This is a genomic window from Pseudomonas sp. FW300-N2A2, assembly GCF_017351735.1.
In the GTDB taxonomy this organism is placed as follows: domain Bacteria; phylum Pseudomonadota; class Gammaproteobacteria; order Pseudomonadales; family Pseudomonadaceae; genus Aquipseudomonas; species Aquipseudomonas migulae.
Genome location: NZ_JACNDU010000002.1, coordinates 414635 through 434441 on the forward strand (window position 1 = coordinate 414635; position 19807 = coordinate 434441).

Here is a 19807-nt window from a genome sequence, read left to right on the forward strand (position 1 = left end):
ATATTGATTGCAGCCTAGCGGGCTGCGAGAAGCGCGCAAGTTTACGCGAGCGCGAAGGGTTTGTGGGAGTGGCTTGCCCCTGCAGTTCACTGTGGGAGTGAGCCTGCTCGCGATAGCGGTGTGTCAGCTACATGAATGTTGTTTGGGGCGCCGCCATCGCGAGCAGGCTCGCTCCCACAGGTATTACGTGCTGCCCAGCATTGGATGAAACCTTCAGAAACAACAAAGCCGCCCGAAGGCGGCTTTGTTGATCAGGCTAAAAGCTTAGTGCTTTTCGCCAGCCAGCTTGTGTTCCAGGTAGTGAATGTTCACACCACCTTTGCAGAAGCCTTCATCGCGGGTCAGGTCGCGGTGCAGCGGGATGTTGGTCTTGATCCCGTCGACAACGATTTCGTCCAGCGCATTGCGCATGCGCGCCATGGCTTCGTCACGGGTTGCGCCGTAGGTGATCAGCTTGCCGATCAACGAATCGTAGTTCGGCGGAACGGCATAGCCGCTGTACAGGTGCGAATCGACGCGAACGCCGTTGCCGCCTGGAGCGTGGAAATGCTTGACCGTGCCTGGGCTTGGCATGAAGGTTTTCGGGTCTTCGGCGTTGATCCGGCATTCCAGCGCGTGACCGCGGATGACCACGTCATCCTGGGTGAACGACAGCTTGTTGCCGGCGGCGATGCTGAGCATCTCCTTGACGATGTCGATACCGGTGACCATTTCCGAAACCGGGTGCTCTACCTGGACACGAGTGTTCATCTCGATGAAGTAGAAGTGACCGTTTTCGTAAAGGAACTCAAAGGTGCCGGCGCCGCGGTAGCCGATGTCGATGCACGCCTTGACGCAGCGAGCGAGGACTTCCTGGCGTGCTTTCTCGTCGATGCCCGGTGCCGGCGCTTCTTCGAGAACCTTCTGGTGACGACGTTGCAGCGAGCAATCGCGGTCGCCCAGATGAATGGCGTGGCCCTGGCCGTCGGAAAGTACCTGAACTTCCACGTGACGTGGGTTGGTCAGGAATTTTTCCAGATAGACCATCGGGTTGCCGAACGCCGCGCCTGCTTCGGAGCGGGTCAGTTTCGCCGAAGAGATCAGGTCTTCTTCGCTATGCACAACGCGCATGCCGCGACCACCACCGCCGCCAGCGGCTTTGATGATCACCGGGTAACCGACTTCGCGACCGATGCGCAGAGCGGTTTCTTCGTCTTCCGGCAGCGGGCCGTCAGAGCCCGGAACGGTTGGAACGCCAGCAGCGATCATCGCGTGCTTGGCCGATACCTTGTCGCCCATCAGGCGAATGGTCTCGGCTTTCGGACCAATGAAAGCGAAGCCGGAGTTCTCGACCTGCTCAGCGAAATCAGCGTTTTCCGCAAGGAAACCGTAGCCTGGGTGAATGGCGGTGGCGCCGGTCACTTCAGCCGCGGCGATGATTGCCGGGATGTGCAGGTAAGAGTGGGCGGCCGAGGCCGGACCGATGCAGACGGATTCGTCTGCCAGGCCCAGGTGCATCAGCTCTTTGTCGGCCTTGGAGTAAACGGCGACGGTCTTGATGCCCATCTCTTTGCAGGCACGCAGAATCCGCAGTGCGATCTCACCGCGGTTGGCGATCAGAACTTTTTCCAACTTCGCAGTCATCAAAGTTTCTCCGCGGTTCAAACGATGGTGAACAGCGGTTGGTCGTACTCAACCGGCTGGCCGTCTTCGACGAGGATGGATTCGATCACACCGCTGGTTTCAGCTTCGATGTGGTTCATCATCTTCATGGCTTCGACGATGCACAGGGTGTCGCCTTTCTTCACGGTCTGGCCGACTTCAACGAAGGACGGCGAGCTTGGCGAAGATTTGCGATAGAAGGTGCCGACCATTGGCGAACGGGCAACGGCGCCGTTCAGGGCAGGGGCGGACGGTGCAGCAGGAGCGGCAGCGGCGGCAACCGGGGCAGCAGCGGCAGGCGCTGGAGCCGGAGCGTGCATTGGCGCCGGAGCGTAGTATTGCTGAGCCGGGGTTTTGCTATGGCGGCTGATGCGAACGGACTCTTCGCCTTCCTTGATCTCGAGCTCGTCGATGCCGGACTCTTCCAGCAGTTCGATCAGTTTCTTAACTTTACGGATATCCATGAATCATCAACTCCCAAGGGTCGGTCAGGGGCGTATAGCTTGTTGTTCAAGCTGCTCTAGTGCAGCCTCCAGGGCCAGTCGATAACCGCTGGCGCCAAGGCCGCAGATCACTCCCACCGCTACGTCGGAGAAGTAAGAGTGATGGCGGAAAGGTTCGCGTTTGTGCACGTTAGACAAATGCACTTCGATGAATGGGATGCTCACCGCCAGCAGCGCGTCACGTAATGCGACACTTGTGTGTGTAAAAGCTGCTGGATTGATCAGAATGAAGTCCACACCTTCGCTGCGGGCAGCGTGGATGCGGTCGATCAATTCGTACTCGGCGTTGCTTTGCAGGTGCAGCAAATGATGGCCGGCTTCACGAGCGCGGCGTTCCAGGTCCTGATTGATCTGCGCCAGTGTCGTAGCGCCATAGGTGCCCGGTTCACGGGTGCCGAGCATGTTCAGGTTGGGGCCGTGCAGAACCAATAGGGTCGCCATCTGCTGTTCCTCGTTATCCGTGTGCATTTGTCAGAACCCGGCGACTATGCCGCAAAGCCTTTGTGACTGTCCAGTTCTATGCAATAGCCAGCACGATGGCCGATGTTTGCGCGAAATATGTGACCGGGTGATTAAATCCGGTCATTTGCTTTGGATACACGTTCGGCGAAGTCCGTGGCGCTGATTTCGCCGATCACTCGTACATCGGCGCGTTCGACACCGTCCTTGCCGAAAAACATCAGCGCCGGTGGGCCGAATAGTGTGTAGCGGTCGAGGAGGGCGCGTTGCTCGGCGTTGCTGGCGGTGATGTCGAAGCGAATCAGCCGATAACCCTTGAGGCGTTCGACGACCTGCGCGTCGTTAAGCACTTTGTGTTCGATGACTTTGCAGCTGATGCACCAGTCGGCGTACCAGTCGAGCAGCAGCGGGGTGCCGGAGGATTTGGCTTCGGCGAGGACGCGATCGAGTTCGGCCGGAGTCGTGACGGTTTGCCAGTCGCTGGTGTTCTGCGATTGCTCGTTGCTGCTGACGACACGCGGCTGGCCGATCGGGTTGAACGGATCGGTCTGGCCACTGAAGGCGCCATACCAACAGGCCAGTGCATAAAACAGCAGGAACATCCCGAGCAACTGGCCCAGGCGTTTTCGCGGAGGTTTGTAGACGAACTCCAGCGCGCCCATGAACAAACCGACACCACCGGCCAGCAAGCCGATCAGCAACAAAGTGATCTGCCCCGGCAGCACGCGGCTGAGCAGGCCGATCGCCAGACCCAGCAACAACACGCCAATCGCGTTTTTCACGTAGACCAGCCATGGTCCGCTTTTCGGCAGCCAGGCGGCGCCGCCAGTGGCCACCAGCAACAGCGGTGCGCCCATGCCGAGGCCGAGCATGAACAGTTTCAAGCCGCCGCCCAACGCATCGCCACTGGCGCTGATGTACAGCAGCGCGCCGGCCAGCGGTGCCGAGACGCAGGGTGAAACCAACAGGCTGGAAACCACGCCCAGCACCGCAGCGCCCCACAACGAACCGCCTTCGGTGCGCCCGGCGATGCGGTCCAGCCGACTGCTGATCGCGTGCGGCAACTTGAGTTCGAAGACGCCGAACATCGCCAGGGCAAACAGCGCAAAAAACATTGCGAACGGCACCAGCACCCACGCCGATTGCAGCCGCGCCTGAAGGTTGAGCTGCGCGCCGAACATCCCCATCAGCGCACCGAGCAGGGCGAAGCAGGCGGCCATCGGCAGCACGTAAGCGAGCGAAAGGTTGAAACCGCGCAAGCCACCCACCTGGCCGCGCAACACCACGCCGGAGAGGATCGGCAGCATCGGCAGCACGCAAGGGGTGAAGGTCAGGCCAAGGCCCGCAAGGAAGAACAATGCCAGTTCCCGCCAGCTCCAGCTCGTGGTTGTGCCGCCACTGCCGTCGATACTCAGGCGTTCGGTCTCGGGCGGATAGCACAGGCCTTTGTCGGCACACCCTTGATAGGTCACCGCCAGCGTGAAGGCGCGTTGATCGCTGCGCGGCAGTTCTACATCGAGAATCCCGTGGTAAACCTCGACGTCGCCGAAGTATTCATCGTGTTTCTGCTCGCCTTTGGGCAGCTGTGCCGGGCCGACTACGATCTCGGCGGGGTCGGCGCGAAACTGAAAGCGATGGCGGTAGAGGTAATAACCCTCGGTGGCGACGAAACGCAGCTTGATCGATTGTGGCGTGCTGTCTATCAGGCTCAGTTGAAAGGCTTCGCGCACCGGCAGGAAGTCGGCGCTGTTGTTGATCGAGCCCAGGGTGGAACTGGGTCGACTCTCCAGCAAACCGGCGGCGGTGGCCGGCAGGGCGAGCACTAAAAGCAGCAGGCAGAGCAAACGGCGCATGACGATCTCGCGTATCGGAATTGGGGGCATGATAGCGGACAGTTGCGGGGCGTGCAGGGCGGGGAGTTCTGTGGTGATTGTTCTGGCGCCATCGCCGGCAAGCCGGCTCCTACAGGTACGGCGGCGTCCTTGTAGGAGCCGGCTTGCCGGCGATGGCGGTCTGTCAGACGCGGAATGCCTGAACGGCCGTATGCAACCGCCCGCCCAACACCAACAAATGCTCGCCTTGCTCACGTCCCTCACCGATACGCAGCAAGTTATCCCCGCCCAATTGGTGAATCCGCTCACTGTGATCGCGGATTTCGCTGACGGCTCCGCTCTGCTGAGCCGTGACATCGGCGATGCGTACGGCGGTGTCGGAGATCGTCTGGATCGCCCCGACGATTTTATCCAGCGCGCCATCGGCCGCCTGGGCCTGGTTGGCCGTCGCCTCCGCGTGTTCAACCTGCGCGCGCATGCCTTCCACCGACTCTCGGGCCGCTGTCTGCAGGCCAGCGATCAAGTTCTGGATCTCCGCCGTAGCGCCTGCGGTGCGCTGCGCCAATGACCGAACCTCTTCCGCCACGACGGCAAACCCGCGTCCCATTTCCCCGGCGCGGGCTGCTTCAATGGCGGCGTTCAGGGCCAGCAGGTTGGTCTGGTCGGCAATCGAGCGGATCACCGTCAGCACGCCGCCGATGGTGGCGGACTCCTCGGCCAGGTGTTCGATCATCTGTGCATTGCTTTGTACTTCGCCCACCAGCGCATGCAGCCCGGTGAGGCTCAAACCGATGACTTTCTGTCCATGTTCCACCGCCAATCCAGCATGGCGGCTGGCGTCGGCAGCCTGGCTGGCATCGCCGGCGACTTGTTGAATGGTCGCTTCCAGCTCGCCGAGGGAGTCGCGGATCAGCGCGGTGTCTCCCGCCTGATGTTCGGCGCCGCTGTGCAAATCATTGCTCAACTCGGCCAGGGTGCGGCTGCTGCCGGCAACCTGCTCGGCGTTGAGGCGAATGGTTCCGACCAGATCGACGAGGTAGGCGCGCAGTCGATTGAGCGAGGCCTGGATGTCATGCAGTTCGCGATTGGTCTTGCCCAATTCGATGTCGCGGCTGAAGTCGCCTTCGGCCCAGGTTGAGAGTGCCGGCGCGAGGTTGGTCAGCGTCCGGGCCAGGCGCCGCTGCAGGGTGTCGATGAGTAATGCGATCAGCAGAATCAGGCCGATCATCACCCCTTGCATCAGCCGCACTTCGCTCTGGATCTGCCCGTGCTGGGCACGGACCACCGGTTCCAGCCCGGCGATGGACTGTTGCACGGCAGCGATTTTCTGGTGAGTCGCGGCGCTGAGGTCGGCGCGTTTCTGGATCTGCTCGCGGGTTCGCGCAAGCTCTGCGGGATAGCGCGTGAGCAGGCTGTTGAGCTCGCGTTTGAGGCCGACGCCGGCATCTTCCGCAACGGTTTTTTCGGTGTTCTCCAGGCCCATCATTGCAGCGAAATCGTCGGTGCCCGATTCACTTTTACTGGTCACGCCCAAGAGCGGCAAGGCGTTCAGAAGCTCGGCTTGCGTGCGGATGTTGGTGACTTCGCGCTCGACATCGGCGGCCAGTTCGCTGCGGCCGCTGCTGACCAGTTTGTCCCGCGCCAAAGAGAGTTTGCCCAGGTGTTGGGAGGCCGCGAGCAATGGCGTCAGATAGTTCGCGTTGCTGCTGGCGTATTGACTCAACTGGTCGAGGCTGGCGCCGAGTTCGCGTTCAGCTTGCAGCAACAGCGCCTGAGGATCGCCCGCGAGTTTGCCTGCGGCCAACAGGTCGGTTTTGCTGAATTCATCCAGGTTCGACAGGCTCGGGCGCAAGCTGTCGGCCAGCGTCGGCGGTAGCTCGGCGAGTTCCTTTTGCAGGCCGTCGATGGCTTGGCTGGCGCTGCTCAGGCGCAGGGCATCGCCGCTGGCCAGGTAGTCCTCGATGTTGCGCGCCACTTCATTCTGGAATTGCTGGGACAACCCGAGGTAGCGCTCCATCAATAGATAGGGGCGCTCCAGGGCTTTTTGCGACCACCAAAGCGTGGCGCCGAGGGCCACGCACACGGCGACTAGAAGGAGGGTATTGAGATTGGTCAGCAGCTTCAGACGCATCAAGGGACTACCAACGGCGAAATGGTAAGTGCCTGAAGTTATTGCGTTTCTGTTACAGGGTTATGACTGAATGGGTCGATTCCGATGAAAAAGTGGCACTTTGCTTTGATGTCCGTGCGGCTTGTACACGGTTGCGTCCGGCATGCTTGGCACGGTACAGCGCCTCGTCCGCCTGGCTGGCCATCATCAGGCCGTCGGAGTCTTCGCACAGCTCGACCACCCCGGCGCTGAACGTGCACCAGAGGTCCTGGGGCTGAGCGGGGTAATGGATTTCGGCGAAGCGCTGACGGATTTCGTCGAGGACTTTACAGGCCGCTTCGATATCGGTGTCCGGCATGACGATGGCAAACTCTTCGCCGCCGTAGCGGCCGATGAAATCGGTCTTGCGCAATCGTTGCTTGAGAAACAGCGCCAGGCTCTTGATCACACGGTCGCCCATGGGGTGCCCGTGGCTGTCGTTGACCCGTTTGAAGTGGTCGATGTCGAGCATCGCGAAGCTCAGCGGCTTGCTCTCGCGGCGGGCGCGGAAGCTGCAGTCTTCGAGCAATTGCAGAATGTGCGTGTGGTTGTACAGCCCGGTGAGGCTGTCGCGGACCATCCGCGCTTTCAGATTGCGCGCCCGCGCCGCGCGGTTGCGCACGGTGGTGATCAGGTGTCGGGGCTTGATCGGTTTGGTCAGGAAGTCGTCGCCGCCCTCACTCATGGCGTCGAGCTGCTTGTCCAGATCGTCTTCGGCCGACAGGTAAATGATCGGCACGCTGACATAGCGGTCATTGTGGCGGATCACTTTGGCCAGTTCCGTACCGGTGCAGGCCGGCATGTACATGTCGAGAATGATCAGGTCGGGCTGGAAATCCGCCAGTTCGGCCATGGCCTGGATCGGCTCGATCAAGGTGCGCGTGACGATCCCGGCGCTGTTGAGCAGGCGCTCGGTGTGCAAGGCCTGGGCGCGGGAATCGTCGATGATCAGCACTTTATAAGGTTCGTACTGCGCGACGCAGGTCAGGACTTCGATTTTCTCCAGCAGGCTCGAGGCTTCGAGGGTGCCGGTGAGAAATTCCTGGCCACCGGCACGCACGGCGGCGAGGCGGGTCGGGGTGTCGGTTTCGAGCAGGCTGAAAAACAGCAGCGGCAACGGTTCATCCAGACCGACCTGGGCTTCGGCGGCCAGTTTCAGGCCGACGCCGGGGCCGCTGAAGTCCACGTCCATGACAATCGCGGCAGGCAAACGCTCGACCATCGAGGAGCGAAACGCCGACACGCTGTCGAGGGACTGGGCGCTGAGGCCGAAAAATTCCAGTTGTTTGGCCAGTCGCTCGGCACGGTCGTGATCCTGCAGCATCACATAGATCGGCTTGCGCAACGGCGGCAGGAAGGTTTGTTCGAGCTGATCGCCATGGCGCAGGCCGGTACGCGACAGGCGCTGCATCAAGCGATTGAGGTCAGTGATCAGGCCGCTGCTGAGGCGTCCGCGATTGGCGTCGACAGCCTCCAGCGACTGGCCGATGTGGCGTGCCAGTTGCGTGTGTTCCGGTTGTTCGAAGCGCTCGGCGAAACGCAGCAGGCGCAGGTTGGCTTCACTCAATTCCGATAAGTCGGTGGTGGACCACTCACTGCGTTGCAGGCGCTGCCAGATCTCAAGAATTTGACGTGCCTGATGAATTACCCGCTGGGCAAAGTGGTGCTTGAGGCGCTCACGGCTGGGGTCTTCTGGCTCGGTCATATCCTGACTACTAGTTAGGGTGCATGCTGAGATCGACTGGTGGCTCTATGCTAGCACCTCTTTTCAGTCGCATGAGTGTCGTATGTCAATAATCTGCAATGCGACGTCATTCAGTTTCTGACTGGCGGGTCTGAAAATGTGTGTCGGTGATCTGGCATTACCCATGATCAGGGCCTCTCCTGCCTGTTTTCGCGAATCGTCTGTCATCCCGGCGAGCGTTACTTGTCAGGGAGTTCTGATTTTTCGCCGGCAGACTTGAACCGGATTTTCGGCTGGTAGGGTGTCAGGGAAACCCTTAGATGCCATCGGCCCATCATGACCCAGTGTTTCAAAGAACATCCCAGCGACGAGCAGCGCCTGAATCACAACAGCACCCCCGTTGCTGATTGTGAATGCAAAGAGGAACTGCTCTATGGGAGCAAGACTTTTGTTACCGACGTCCCGATTCTGACGTGCGCGTGCCTATGGCGACACTACCAGCGGGAGGCGGAGGACATCGTCGCACCTGGAGGGGTATTGATTGCCGACCCTGTCGAGCGCAACCGCGTTATCAACGCTGCGTACGCTCGACTCTGGTTGCACGATTCCAGGTTTCAATGGGCCGGGCTGGCGGCGTTTGCCTCCAAGCAGGTGGGCTGCGGGTTGCTTCACGCGGCGGACAGCATCGAACTGATCCGTGAAGAGCATGAGTCGCGGGAGCGTATGCGTGACAGTCGTCGAGAGCACGGTTTGCTGACGCCGGACAGGATGGCCGGGCAGGCGCAAGAGTTGCGTGACTATAAGGAAGCGGATGCGCGCAATCCGGTGCCCTCTGTGGATTTTCGTTCTGCGGATGAGGATTTGTCGTTGGTGCAACAACAGTTCCGGCATGTGCACGACATGATGGCGCTGGGGAATACCACGCTGTTTCTGGATGTTTTTCCGTTGCATGAGTTTTATGCGAAACGGGGTTTGAGGGAGTTGAAGAAGTGCCTGGACGCCCGGAAGAGAATTTACGGGCATCCGAAGTTCCCGGTGTTGTGGCCAGCGGGGGAGGAAACGCTGAAGTTCGGGGTGGCTCACTTCGAAATTTTGCTGGGCTTTGAGGCGATAGAGGACGGAGACATCGCCGCAAGTGTTGAGCATTTGGCGCGGCATGAGCAGAACAATATCCTCCAACCGACGATTTACCAGAACCGTCAATTGGTGGCGTTGCTGCGTGCCAACCACGCTTCCTACGTCACGGGGTTTCCTTCAGGCGTTGCGCAGGCAATTGAGTTGACGCTTACCAGTCAATGCCAACGTGTCGAGGATGGGCGCACCATCGATTTTGGCGACAACCCGTTGGCGGACTTGTCCGACATCACGCAGCGAATGGCATTCGTTCTCCAGGCTGCAGCGCGTTTTGATCAGATGCTCGGTGACCACAACCGTTATGCGTTAGAACGGTCGATCAACGAAATCGCATTGAGCAGTCTCGGGCTATGACTCTGCAACCACGGTTATTCGGCTGGCGCTGCTGTGCCTGCCTTCTACTTCTGAGTGCCTTGATATGGGCTGCCATACATCAGTTGAGGCAACCGTTGTGGGATGAACCCGAAATCGTCCTGGAAATAGGCGGGACGTATGAAGATCTACGCAGAAATTCTTCAGCCCCCTTTAGTCCGGAGATACGCGGACATATCTGGTCCGGTATCCCCATGACCGATGCGAAATTGCGGTTCGTCGACCCGAAATTTGGGTTCACCACTCCCGCCGCGCGCTTCTTTAGTGTCGGATTTGACGACAACATCATTTTCGGTATCCGCATGTCCCCGCAGATCGAGCCACTACTGCTCGATGGTGCCCTGGAAGTAGCGCTGGATTTACAAGACCAGTGGCGCGGAGGGGGATGGAGGGTGGCCGGTAGGACACGCTATCCACCCTTTGCCGACACGCCTGAATGGCGAGCGCAGCTGCGAGACAAAGGAGGCTCGGTTTACTGGAAGGCCGGCAAAAAATATCAAGTCTTGATGTACGTCCACCGTTTCAAATACGACCAACGGCCTGATGAAGAGCGCTACCTCATCACACTGTCGATCAGCAAACCGTGGACGCCTTTCGCAGAAGATGGGGATGAAGACGCTCTAATCGAATTGGATCAATCCATCCCGCTCACCCCCTTGTTTCCCAAAAAAACCAAAGGAGCCCCACCATGCCAACCCCCGCCTTCATGACCCTCCACGGCGAACACCAAGGCCTGATCAGCGCTGGTGCTTTTACTGAGGCATCGGTGGGTAACACTTATCAAAAGGGGCGTGAGGACCAAATCATGATCCAGGCCCTGAGCCACGGGATCTTCGTACCGAAAGGGTCGGGCGCAGGTCGTCGGATGCACAAACCCTTGATCGTCACCAAGGCCATCGACAAAGCGACTCCGCTGATCAACAACGCTTTATGTTCTGGAGAATTGCTAAAAATATGCCGCGTCGAGTGGTATCGCTCCTCGGCTCAGGGAATCCAGGAACACTTTTATACGATGGAACTGGAAGACGCGGTGATCATCGGCGCTGAAGTGCTCATGCCGCATTGCCAGGATCCCGGTACCGCTCACCTCACTCAAGTGGAGAAAGTCCATTTCAGTTACCGGCGCATCTACTGGCGGCATGAAGTCAGTCGAACCATGGGTTCCGATGAGTGGAGCACTGAGGTGTCGGGATGAGGTTGGTCAACGAGCTCGATCTGTCCGAATGGGAGCGTCAACATGCCTGGCCCAGTGAGCAAGCGCTGGAGCTTGTGCGCCAGGCGCTGCAAGATCGGCAGCTTATCGATGGAATGGACGAGTTGCGTGCCGGCCTGTTGATCGATATCGAGAGCGAGGTGCTCGACCCGATCGAGCGGGGAGAATGGCGGTTGGTCGGGCCTGAAGCCGATTACGCTGACTGGGTAATGCCGGAGAGGACCTTTGATCCAAAGGTAATGGAGCTGATGCTAAATCCGCCTGTTCAGCCGTCGAGAACGCCAAGGGTCTTTCGCCTCGTAGACAGCGTAACGGGTGAGCCGCTGGCGCTTCATCACTACATCGCGACGGTGGATGGGGACACGGCGCCACGCAGGACCGACGGCAAGGGCATTGCGCATCTTTTTATTTCGGCTGAAGTCCAGCAAATTTCAATGAAGGTCGCTGGCGTTTAACCCTGGCAGGGCGACTAGAATTCATCGGCGTACGGTTGTCACAGACCTGACGCTAATTTCTGCGGATAACCCGACGACGGGTGCCGGGCAAAGGCACGTTGTTGTATGGTTGTGGTCGAACCGATGAACTCAAGTGATTGAAAGGATATCGCCATGCTGGACTGGAAGAACCGCGCGGGCAGCGCGCCTGAACGTGCCGCTGAACCGAAATCGGCTACCCGCAGTTACATCGGTGGCCTTTTGTTCAGTCGGGCGCTGGCCACGCTGATCGGCCTCTATCTGATTGTGGCCTTTGTGCTTGGCTGGTACTGGAGCCAGGAGCCGGCGCTGTTCCCGGTACAACAGAATGCTCAAGTGGCGGCCGAGAAAGAAGGCAAGCAAATGGTCATCGGCTACACCACGGTCGAAACACTCAAGACCGTCGCCGATACCTTGCTGACCAAACCGGGCGGCTACATCTCCAACGACCGTTTCCCGCCGGGCCTGTGGATGGACAACACGCCGAGCTGGGAATATGGCGTGCTGGTCCAGGTCCGCGATCTGACGCGGGCGCTGCGCAAAGACTTCGCCCGTTCGCAGTCGCAATCGGCCGAAGACGCCGATCTGGCGAAAGCCGAGCCGCGTTTCAACTTCGACAATAAAAGCTGGGTGCTGCCCTCCAGCGAGTCCGAGTATCAGGAAGGCATCAATTCCCTGAGCCGCTATCAGGCGCGCCTGTCCGATCCTTTGCAGAAAAACGCGCTGTTCTATGCCCGCGCCGACAACCTGAACAACTGGCTGGGCGATGTGGGCACTCGTTTGGGTTCGCTGTCGCAACGCCTGTCGGCCAGCGTTGGCCGGGTCAAACTGAACACCGCGCTGAAGACTGAAGTGGTCGCGCCGGGTCAGGTGCCACAGGTTGACGAGGAAATCGTCGAAACCCCGTGGATGCAGATCGACAACGTGTTCTATGAAGCTCGCGGTCAGGCCTGGGCCTTGTCCCACTTGCTGCGTGCCATCGAAGTCGACTTCGCCGATGTGCTGGCGAAGAAGAACGCGACCGTCAGCGTGCGCCAGATCATTCGTGAACTGGAAGCGTCGCAGGAACCGGTCTGGAGCCCGATGATTCTCAACGGTAGCGGCTTCGGCGTACTGGCCAACCACTCGCTGGTCATGGCCAATTACATTTCCCGGGCCAACGCCGCAGTGATCGATTTGCGTCAACTGCTCAATCAGGGCTGAGTCATGGTCGATAACGCCAGAGAGGCCGCCCACCGCGCGGCCTCGGATGCCGAACAGATCGCCTGGGTCGACGAGCAGGACAACCTGATCGGTGCTCTGGTCCGCTCGGACCTGCGCGAGCGCGGGCTGATCGGACGCGGTACCTACATCATGCTGTTCAATTCGGCTGGCGAACTCTGCGTTCACCGGCGCACCCTGAGCAAAGCGATTTATCCGGGTTACTGGGACGTGGCGGCGGGGGGCATGGTGCTCGCCAGCGAAACCTACGCCGAATCGGCCGCCCGCGAGCTTGAAGAAGAGTTGGGCGTGAGCGGGGTGGAACTCACTGCCCATGACCATTTTTTCTTCGAAGACACCGGCAATCGTTTGTGGTGTTCGGCGTTTTCGGCGGTGTGGGACGGGCCGTTGATCCTGCAACCGGAAGAGGTGCTCGAAGCGCGCTTTTTGCCAATCGATGAAGTGCTTCGGGAAATCGACGAAAAGCCTTACTGCCCGGACTCTCTGGCCGCGTTGAAGCGCTATCTCCGGGCTCGTGGCGAGGACGTCGCAAAAGAGGCATAAATTGGCGCCGATTGGCTCTTAGCAAGTCGGCTTTTTGCCGTTACACTGCGCGACCTTTTCAAGCTGAACCGTATTGCTCTTTGTAGGAGCGAAGCTTGCTCGCGATGGACGTTAACGATAACGCGTGCATCCAGATTGTACGCATCGTTCTTGCGTTCTTCGCGAGCAAGCTTCGCTCCTACAGGGTTGTTTCGGTTCAGTAGCGCTGCCCCTGCCTGAGTGGGGCTTCGCGGTCGATGGCACCTGCCCAGGTTGCCGCGACCAGTCTTTGTCCTCCCAAGAGGATTGCCGGTGGCCAAAAAAGCCGCATCCTTCGCCGCCCTTGGTGGCCTGGTATTTTCCACCGACGCAGGTCGTCATTGCCCGGATTGCAGTAAGCCGGTGGACGCCTGTATCTGCAAACAGACCGTTATCCCGGCCGGCGACGGCATCGCTCGCGTGCGTCGCGAAAGCAAGGGCCGTGGCGGCAAGACGGTGACCACCATCACCGGCGTGCCGTTGGCTGAAGACGCGCTCAAGGACCTGGCCACCACGTTGAAGAAACGCTGTGGCACCGGTGGGGCGTTGAAAGACGGAATCATTGAGATCCAGGGCGATCATGTCGAGCTGCTGTTGGGCGAGCTGATCAAACTCGGTTTCAAGGCAAAGAAGTCCGGCGGCTAGCAGCCTCTGTGAAAACCACCCTCGGCTTGACCCGGTCCTGACTTCTTCTGGCCTGGCGTCGCCTACATGGTTTTCACAGAGCCTGTTCTGACCGGTTTCTAAACTCACTGCGGTCAGCGAGGTCTATCCCCTCGTTGACGAACCGTCATTTTCATCCTTTAGACTGCGCCGGCCTGAACCCAGGCGACGCTCTATGACTTCTTTATAGGGGACTTCAATGTCCGTACGACGCACACGCAAAGACGATGGCAGCCAATGGACAGTTGCGGACAGCCGCAGTGTTTACGGGATTCGCCATTGGGGGGCCGGGTATTTCGCGATCAATGACGCCGGTCGCGTCGAGGTTCGTCCGAACGGTCCGGCCAGTTCGCCTATCGACCTGTTCGAGCAAGTCGACCAGCTGCGTAAAAGTGGCTTGTCCTTGCCGCTGCTGGTGCGTTTCCCGGACATTCTGCAAGACCGCGTGCGTCAGCTGACCGGCGCCTTCGATGCCAACATCGAGCGCCTGGAATACCAGAGCAAGTACACCGCGCTGTACCCGATCAAGGTTAACCAGCAAGAAGCGGTGATCGAAAACATCATCGCCACGCAGAACGTGTCCATCGGCCTGGAAGCTGGCTCCAAGCCTGAGCTGCTGGCCGTGCTGGCACTGGCGCCGAAGGGCGGCACCATCGTGTGCAACGGTTACAAGGACCGCGAGTTCATTCGGCTGGCGCTGATGGGCCAGAAGCTTGGCCACAACGTGTTCATCGTGATCGAGAAAGAATCCGAAGTCGGCCTGGTGATCGAAGAAGCCGCCTCGCTGAAGGTCAAGCCGCAGGTCGGCTTGCGCGTGCGCCTGTCGTCCCTGGCTTCGAGCAAGTGGGCGGACACCGGTGGCGAGAAATCCAAGTTCGGTCTGTCGGCGGCGCAACTGCTGTCGGTGGTCGAGCGTTTCCGCGCGGCGGGTCTGGACCAGGGCATTCGTCTGCTGCACTTCCACATGGGCTCGCAGATCGCCAACCTGGCGGACTACCAGCACGGTTTCAAGGAAGCGATTCGTTACTACGGCGAACTGCGCAACCTCGGCCTGCCGGTTGACCACATCGACGTCGGTGGCGGTCTGGGCGTCGACTACGACGGCACGCACTCGCGTAACGCCAGCTCGATCAACTACGACATGGACGATTACGCCGGTGTCGTGGTCGGGATGCTCAAGGAGTTCTGCGACGCGCAGAGCCTGCCGCACCCGAACATTTTCTCCGAAAGCGGCCGTTCCCTGACCGCCCACCACGCGATGCTGGTGGTGCAAGTCACCGACGTTGAAAAACACAACGACGACGTGCCGAAGATCGACAACAAGGAAGAGCTGCCGGAAACCGTGCAGTGGCTGGTTGACCTGCTCGGCCCGACCGACATCGAAATGGTCACCGAAACCTACTGGCGCGCCACTCACTACATGAGCGACGTGGCCACCCAGTACGCCGACGGCAAGCTGACCCTGGCGCAAAAAGCCCTGGCCGAGCAATGCTACTTCGCCGTGTGCCGTCGCCTGCACAACTCGTTGAAGGCGCGTCAGCGTTCGCACCGTCAGGTGCTCGACGAACTCAACGACAAGCTGGCCGACAAGTACATCTGCAACTTCTCGGTATTCCAGAGCCTGCCGGACACCTGGGCCATCGGCCAGGTCCTGCCGATCCTGCCGCTGCACCGTCTCGACGAAGAGCCGCTGCGCCGCGCGGTGTTGCAAGACCTGACCTGTGACTCCGACGGCAAGATCAAGCAATACGTCGACGAGCAGAGCATCGAGACCAGCCTGCCCGTGCACGCTCTGAATGAGGGCGAAGACTACCTGCTGGGGATCTTCCTGGTCGGCGCTTACCAGGAAATTCTTGGCGACATGCACAACCTGTTCGGTGACACCGACTCGGTGAACATCTACCAGAATGCCGACGGCAGCGTGTACCACGCGGGTATCGAAACCCACGACACCATCGAAGACATGCTGCGTTACGTGCATTTGTCGCCGGAAGAGCTGATGACCCACTACCGCGACAAGTGCGCCAGTGCGCGCATCACCGCGGCCGAGCGCACCCAGTTCCTCGACGCCCTGCGTCTGGGCCTGACCCGTTCGTCTTACCTGTCTTCCTGAGGTAAGTCGCCGTTCTCGCCAGGTTGTCTGAAAATGTTCCGCACGCTGCGGAAATTTCAGATGACCTGGTGCGGCGGTTCTCTGTTTTCAAGCGAAACGTCCCACACTCCCGGCTATCAAAGCCATATGGTCTTCTTTTCGCGTAGGCCATTTCCTAAGTTGTACTTCGGCACTCTACTCGGCCATGTCTCTCGGCGAGAATCCCCGGCCGCCCCTCCTGTAGAGAATCGCCGATGTTCGATCCAGTCAACGAACCTTCATTTCGTCTGGATGTAGCCGGTCTGCCCGACCCTTTCGAAGTCCTGGCCTTTACCGGTAGAGAAGCGATCAGCGAGCCCTTTGTGTTCGATGTGGATCTGCTGATCAATGACCCGAAGCTGGACCTCGCGAGCCTGCTGTACCGCCCGGCCGTTTTGCATTTCGGGCCAGAGGGCAGCGCTTTCCATGGCCAACTGCATGAACTGGTCCAGCGTGACCATGGTCCGAGCGTGAGGCTTTGCCACGTGCGTCTGGGGCCGAAGCTGACGTGCCTGTCCCAGCGTTTCAGCCAGCGGATTTTCAGTACGTTGTCGGTGCCCGAGATCCTCAGCCAGGTGCTCAAGGAACACGGCATTACCGGCAGGGACCGACGCTTCGAATTGACTGGCGATTACCCGCTCCGTGATTTCTGCACGCAGTATCGGGAATCGGATCTGCAGTTTCTCCAGCGTCTGTGTGCCCAGGAACGCCTTCACTACCATTTCGAGCATCAGAGTGATGGGCATTGCGTGGTGTTCGGTGACGGCCACGGGCATTTTCGTCTCGGCGAAAACGCGGTGTTCGCGGTCGGGCAAGCTTCTCCTGCAGTGCGCCGGTTTCAGCTTCAGGCAGAGCAACGCACCGCGCAAAGTGCCGAAGGCTGCACGGACCTGCCGACGCTGCGCAGCGGTCAGTTGATGCCCTTGTCTGGCCATCCGGTCGCCGATTGGAATCATCTGTGGTTGCTGACCCATGTCGACCATCAGGGCAGTCAGGATCCATTGGCCCCGTACAGCAACCAGATCCGTGCGATTCACTGGGAGTTACCTTTCGTCTCGCCGCATTGCGCGGTGAAACCACGGATGCACAGCCTGCAACGAGCCTGGGTGGTCGACGTCGATGAGCCACGGCCCGATCCTTCCAGACCGATTGCCGTGCAGTTTGATTGGCTCTATCAGGGCGAAGGCGCGGCGCCCAGTCATTGTTGGCTGCCGTTGGCGGCTGAGCTGGAAGGGCCGACCGCCTCGCCGCTGAGCGAAGGGACCGAAGTGGTGGTGAGCTTTATCGAGGGCGATCCGGATCAGCCGCTGATTTGCGGGTTTCTTCACGCGCTGTCGTCGCTCGAAGAGGTTGAGGAGCCCAGCCCGACTGAGGACGGATCACCCCATGACGGCTTGCTGGAACTCCTGCGCTCGGGCGAGCCCTTGGTGGTGTTGTGCCTGTTGCCCGGCGGCGGCAGCTTCAGTCACTGCCCGCAGGCGCTTTGCACCTGCCGGGCGGCGACGCTGTTTGGCCAGAGCGGTGCGGCATGATTGGCGCAACCCCGCAATGGCTGTTGCTGGATGTCCCGAGTGCAGCTCAAGCGAGCGCAACACTGCATCAGGTGTTCGCGCAGGCCCAGTGGTTCTGGTTGTTCGAGGGCACCGAACTGCAGGCACTGCGCGAAGACGGCCCGGTACTCATCGACCTTCGAACGTGCCCGGCACTGGCCGAGTTGTGCTACAGCCAAATGCAGGTCTGGCGTGGCTTGCTGATCGTCAGCGAGGTGTCGTCCTCACAGTTGCTGGAGCATTTGCGCCGCATGCTCATCGTCTCTTGCGGGCTGCACCATCGGGCCTTGTTGAGTTATTACAACCCGAACACCGCCAGTTACTTTTTCGATGCCTGTGATGCCCGGGAACTGAGTCGTTGGCTGGGCCCGATCAGCCAGTTGCACTGGTTCGGCGGGACCTGGGCCGATCACGCGATCGGCAGCGAGGGCTGGCAACAGTTGCTCAACCCGGGGCTCGCCGTCAGCCCGCTGGCGGTCGAAGAAAGCCTCAGTTCACGTCAGCGCGAAACCCTGCAAACCTGCCTGCTGGAGCAGCATGCCTGGCACTGGAGCCAATCCATCGGGGCCGATTTCAGCAGCCTGTGGTCCCATGTGCAGGAAGGGCTGGCGCTGGGTTTCAGCGAGCGGCCGGTACTCGATGGCTGGTTATGGCTGCGCCTGCAGAACCCCCGAGCTTCGCTGGTGCAGCCGTTGTCGGGGCTCACGCAGCAGGAGCGCCTCGATAGCCTGCGCAAATGCTGGCAGAACAATCAGCCTCAATGAACCCGACCCGCGAACCAGCCATCGTTGTTGCGCAGCACCCAGGCGATTGTGCCGAGGGTCGCGCTGCGCAACACCATGAACAACAGGAAAGTTATCCACAGCCCGTGGTTGCCCAAACCTTGCAGCGCCCAGGCAAATGGCAGCAGCAGGATCACGGTCAGCAGCATGCCGTTGCGCATTTCCCGGGCGCGGGTTGCGCCGATGAACAGCCCGTCGAGCAAATAGCTCCAGACCGCGATCAACGGCAGGGCGGCGAGGTAGGGCAGGTAGACGAACGCCGTGTCGCGTACGTTCTGAATGTCGGTCTGCATCTCGATGAACAAGTGCCCGGCAAACAGGAACAGCACGGCAAACCCCAGGCTCGCCAACAGCGACCACCCGCAAGCGACGACCAATGAACGACGCAGTGCGTCCCGGTCGCGGGCGCCAATCGCGTGCCCGCACAGCGCTTCCACGGCATGGGCCAACCCGTCGAGCGCGTGGGCCGTCAGCAGCAAACCATTGAGCAGCAACGCGTTGGCGGCGACCGTGGCGTCACCCAGCCGCGCACCTTGTACGGTGATCAGGAAAAACACCGATTGCAGCAACAGGCTGCGGATGAAGATGTCGCGGTTCACGGCCAGGAGCGGTCGCCAACTCTGCCACAGCGCCAGCGCGGCCCAGGCGATGTGACCGGGGTAGGCGCGCAGTGCCTTGCGGGTCATCAGCAGGCCGATCAGCGCGCCGGTCCATTCGGCGATCACCGAGGCCCGGGCCGCACCGACCACGCCCCATTCCAGGCCGAGGACGAACCACAGGTTCAGTGCAATGTTGACCAGGTTGGTGCTCAGTAAAATCGCCAGCGGCGCCCGGGCGTTTTGCGTGCCGAGGAACCAGCCGACCAACGCGTAACTGGCCAGCGCCGCAGGCAGACCGAACAATCGCGTGTGGAAGAATTCGCGGGTCAGTTGATCCAGTTCCGCTGAAGGTTGCATGAAGTGCAGCGCGACACCGCTCAACGGAATGCCCAGCGCACCCAAGGCAATGGCCAGCCCCATGGCCAGCAACAGGCCTTGCAACAGGATCTGCCGCAACGCCGCGCCATCCCCGCGTCCGGCGGCCTGGGCGGCAAACCCGGTGGAGCCCATGCGCAGAAAGCCCATGGCCCAGGCGAGAAACGTGTACAGACTGGCCCCGACCGCGACTGCGCCCAACTGATGGGCGTGGGGCAAGTGACCGATCACCGTACTGTCGACCAGCGCCACCAGCGGCACGGAAATGTTCGAAAGAATCATGGGCGCGGCGAGCGCCCAGACCCGGCGATGGGTCGGGCGGTCGCGCCAGTCGGCAATCAGGTTGGACATGCAGGCTCCTTGGGGAGCGGGCATTGTAGCGATACATCCGAATCCGCAGCGATCGAATGTAGGAGTGAGCCTGCTCGCGATGGTGTGTCAGCCGACACCTGCGTAGCTGACACA

Annotated in this window: 16 protein-coding genes and 1 pseudogene; 10 read left to right on the forward strand and 7 right to left on the reverse strand. The window is 60.3% G+C overall.

Translation table 11 applies throughout. From position 1 onward, the window contains the following. Nucleotides 1-264: 264 nt before the first annotated feature. The 6 genes and pseudogenes from accC to gcbA form a co-directional block, all read right to left on the reverse strand. Complete coding sequence (gene accC / locus J4E42_RS05355) at nucleotides 265-1623, reverse strand: acetyl-CoA carboxylase biotin carboxylase subunit (protein WP_008038726.1); 1359 nt, start codon at nucleotides 1621-1623, stop codon at nucleotides 265-267. A gap of 17 nt (nucleotides 1624-1640) precedes the next feature. Further along, nucleotides 1641-2105: an acetyl-CoA carboxylase biotin carboxyl carrier protein gene (accB, locus tag J4E42_RS05360; RefSeq protein ID WP_008038728.1), complete on the reverse strand. Its 465-nt coding sequence runs from the start codon at nucleotides 2103-2105 to the stop codon at nucleotides 1641-1643. Between the two features lie 24 nt (nucleotides 2106-2129). Continuing rightward, a complete protein-coding gene (gene aroQ, locus J4E42_RS05365) occupies nucleotides 2130-2585 on the reverse strand; it encodes a type II 3-dehydroquinate dehydratase (protein WP_008031265.1) in 456 nt (151 codons plus the stop codon). 131 nt (nucleotides 2586-2716) lie between these two features. After that, nucleotides 2717-4456: a protein-disulfide reductase DsbD gene (locus J4E42_RS05370; protein ID WP_207284767.1), complete on the reverse strand. Its 1740-nt coding sequence runs from the start codon at nucleotides 4454-4456 to the stop codon at nucleotides 2717-2719. 163 nt (nucleotides 4457-4619) lie between these two features. Next, nucleotides 4620-5126: pseudogene (locus tag J4E42_RS29680) on the reverse strand (methyl-accepting chemotaxis protein); the annotation flags it as partial. Nucleotides 5127-6618: 1492 nt separating this feature from the next. Further along, nucleotides 6619-8289, reverse strand: coding sequence for a diguanylate cyclase GcbA (gene gcbA / locus J4E42_RS05380; protein ID WP_008031270.1), 1671 nt, complete (start codon nucleotides 8287-8289; stop codon nucleotides 6619-6621). Nucleotides 8290-8604: 315 nt separating this feature from the next. Between gcbA and J4E42_RS05385 the strand changes: the two genes are divergently transcribed. The 10 genes from J4E42_RS05385 (at nucleotide 8605) to J4E42_RS05430 (ending at nucleotide 18350) form a co-directional block, all read left to right on the forward strand. Then, the gene (locus tag J4E42_RS05385; protein WP_207284769.1) at nucleotides 8605-9756 is read left to right on the forward strand and encodes a DUF2515 family protein; all 1152 of its coding nucleotides are present in this window, start codon (nucleotides 8605-8607) and stop codon (nucleotides 9754-9756) included. Nucleotides 9757-9968: 212 nt separating this feature from the next. Continuing rightward, nucleotides 9969-10484: a hypothetical protein gene (locus tag J4E42_RS05390; RefSeq protein ID WP_310650439.1), complete on the forward strand. Its 516-nt coding sequence runs from the start codon at nucleotides 9969-9971 to the stop codon at nucleotides 10482-10484. Continuing rightward, nucleotides 10463-10969 carry an Hcp family type VI secretion system effector gene (locus J4E42_RS05395; protein WP_207284770.1) on the forward strand — a complete coding sequence of 169 codons (507 nt, stop codon included), beginning with the start codon at nucleotides 10463-10465 and terminating at the stop codon, nucleotides 10967-10969. The genes J4E42_RS05390 and J4E42_RS05395 overlap by 22 nt, the downstream gene beginning before the upstream one ends. Continuing rightward, a complete protein-coding gene (locus J4E42_RS05400; protein WP_207284771.1) occupies nucleotides 10966-11442 on the forward strand; it encodes a hypothetical protein in 477 nt (158 codons plus the stop codon). Before J4E42_RS05395 ends, J4E42_RS05400 begins: the two co-directional genes overlap by 4 nt. Before the next feature lie 153 nt (nucleotides 11443-11595). After that, entirely contained in the window at nucleotides 11596-12663 is a 1068-nt protein-coding gene (locus J4E42_RS05405; RefSeq protein WP_008031276.1) for a DUF2333 family protein, read from the forward strand. A 3-nt stretch (nucleotides 12664-12666) separates the two neighbouring features. Further along, a complete protein-coding gene (locus tag J4E42_RS05410; protein WP_207284772.1) occupies nucleotides 12667-13224 on the forward strand; it encodes an NUDIX hydrolase in 558 nt (185 codons plus the stop codon). A gap of 291 nt (nucleotides 13225-13515) precedes the next feature. After that, nucleotides 13516-13887, forward strand: coding sequence for a translation initiation factor Sui1 (locus J4E42_RS05415; protein WP_008031278.1), 372 nt, complete (start codon nucleotides 13516-13518; stop codon nucleotides 13885-13887). Between the two features lie 217 nt (nucleotides 13888-14104). Continuing rightward, nucleotides 14105-16018 (forward strand): arginine decarboxylase, encoded by a 1914-nt coding sequence (gene speA, locus J4E42_RS05420; protein WP_192226980.1) that lies wholly within the window; start codon nucleotides 14105-14107, stop codon nucleotides 16016-16018. 233 nt (nucleotides 16019-16251) lie between these two features. Beyond that, the gene (locus J4E42_RS05425; protein WP_207284773.1) at nucleotides 16252-17568 is read left to right on the forward strand and encodes a contractile injection system protein, VgrG/Pvc8 family; all 1317 of its coding nucleotides are present in this window, start codon (nucleotides 16252-16254) and stop codon (nucleotides 17566-17568) included. Continuing rightward, nucleotides 17565-18350 carry a DUF4123 domain-containing protein gene (locus J4E42_RS05430; RefSeq protein WP_207284774.1) on the forward strand — a complete coding sequence of 262 codons (786 nt, stop codon included), beginning with the start codon at nucleotides 17565-17567 and terminating at the stop codon, nucleotides 18348-18350. Before J4E42_RS05425 ends, J4E42_RS05430 begins: the two co-directional genes overlap by 4 nt. Here J4E42_RS05430 and J4E42_RS05435 read toward each other — a convergent pair. Next, nucleotides 18344-19693: an MATE family efflux transporter gene (locus J4E42_RS05435; protein ID WP_207284775.1), complete on the reverse strand. Its 1350-nt coding sequence runs from the start codon at nucleotides 19691-19693 to the stop codon at nucleotides 18344-18346. The two genes, J4E42_RS05430 and J4E42_RS05435, sit on opposite strands and share 7 nt — an antisense overlap. Nucleotides 19694-19807: the final 114 nt, after the last annotated feature.

Excerpts from the sequence above, each read along its gene's own strand:
- accC (WP_008038726.1), bottom strand. The coding sequence starts at position 1,623 with ATGACTGCGAAGTTGGAAAAAGTTCTGATCGCCAACCGCGGTGAGATC.
- accB (WP_008038728.1), bottom strand. The coding sequence starts at position 2,105 with ATGGATATCCGTAAAGTTAAGAAACTGATCGAACTGCTGGAAGAGTCC.
- aroQ (WP_008031265.1), bottom strand. The coding sequence starts at position 2,585 with ATGGCGACCCTATTGGTTCTGCACGGCCCCAACCTGAACATGCTCGGC.
- J4E42_RS05370 (WP_207284767.1), bottom strand. The coding sequence starts at position 4,456 with ATGCGCCGTTTGCTCTGCCTGCTGCTTTTAGTGCTCGCCCTGCCGGCC.
- gcbA (WP_008031270.1), bottom strand. The coding sequence starts at position 8,289 with ATGACCGAGCCAGAAGACCCCAGCCGTGAGCGCCTCAAGCACCACTTT.
- J4E42_RS05385 (WP_207284769.1), top strand. The coding sequence starts at position 8,605 with ATGACCCAGTGTTTCAAAGAACATCCCAGCGACGAGCAGCGCCTGAAT.
- J4E42_RS05390 (WP_310650439.1), top strand. The coding sequence starts at position 9,969 with ATGACCGATGCGAAATTGCGGTTCGTCGACCCGAAATTTGGGTTCACC.
- J4E42_RS05395 (WP_207284770.1), top strand. The coding sequence starts at position 10,463 with ATGCCAACCCCCGCCTTCATGACCCTCCACGGCGAACACCAAGGCCTG.
- J4E42_RS05400 (WP_207284771.1), top strand. The coding sequence starts at position 10,966 with ATGAGGTTGGTCAACGAGCTCGATCTGTCCGAATGGGAGCGTCAACAT.
- J4E42_RS05405 (WP_008031276.1), top strand. The coding sequence starts at position 11,596 with ATGCTGGACTGGAAGAACCGCGCGGGCAGCGCGCCTGAACGTGCCGCT.
- J4E42_RS05410 (WP_207284772.1), top strand. The coding sequence starts at position 12,667 with ATGGTCGATAACGCCAGAGAGGCCGCCCACCGCGCGGCCTCGGATGCC.
- speA (WP_192226980.1), top strand. The coding sequence starts at position 14,105 with ATGTCCGTACGACGCACACGCAAAGACGATGGCAGCCAATGGACAGTT.
- J4E42_RS05425 (WP_207284773.1), top strand. The coding sequence starts at position 16,252 with ATGTTCGATCCAGTCAACGAACCTTCATTTCGTCTGGATGTAGCCGGT.
- J4E42_RS05430 (WP_207284774.1), top strand. The coding sequence starts at position 17,565 with ATGATTGGCGCAACCCCGCAATGGCTGTTGCTGGATGTCCCGAGTGCA.
- J4E42_RS05435 (WP_207284775.1), bottom strand. The coding sequence starts at position 19,693 with ATGTCCAACCTGATTGCCGACTGGCGCGACCGCCCGACCCATCGCCGG.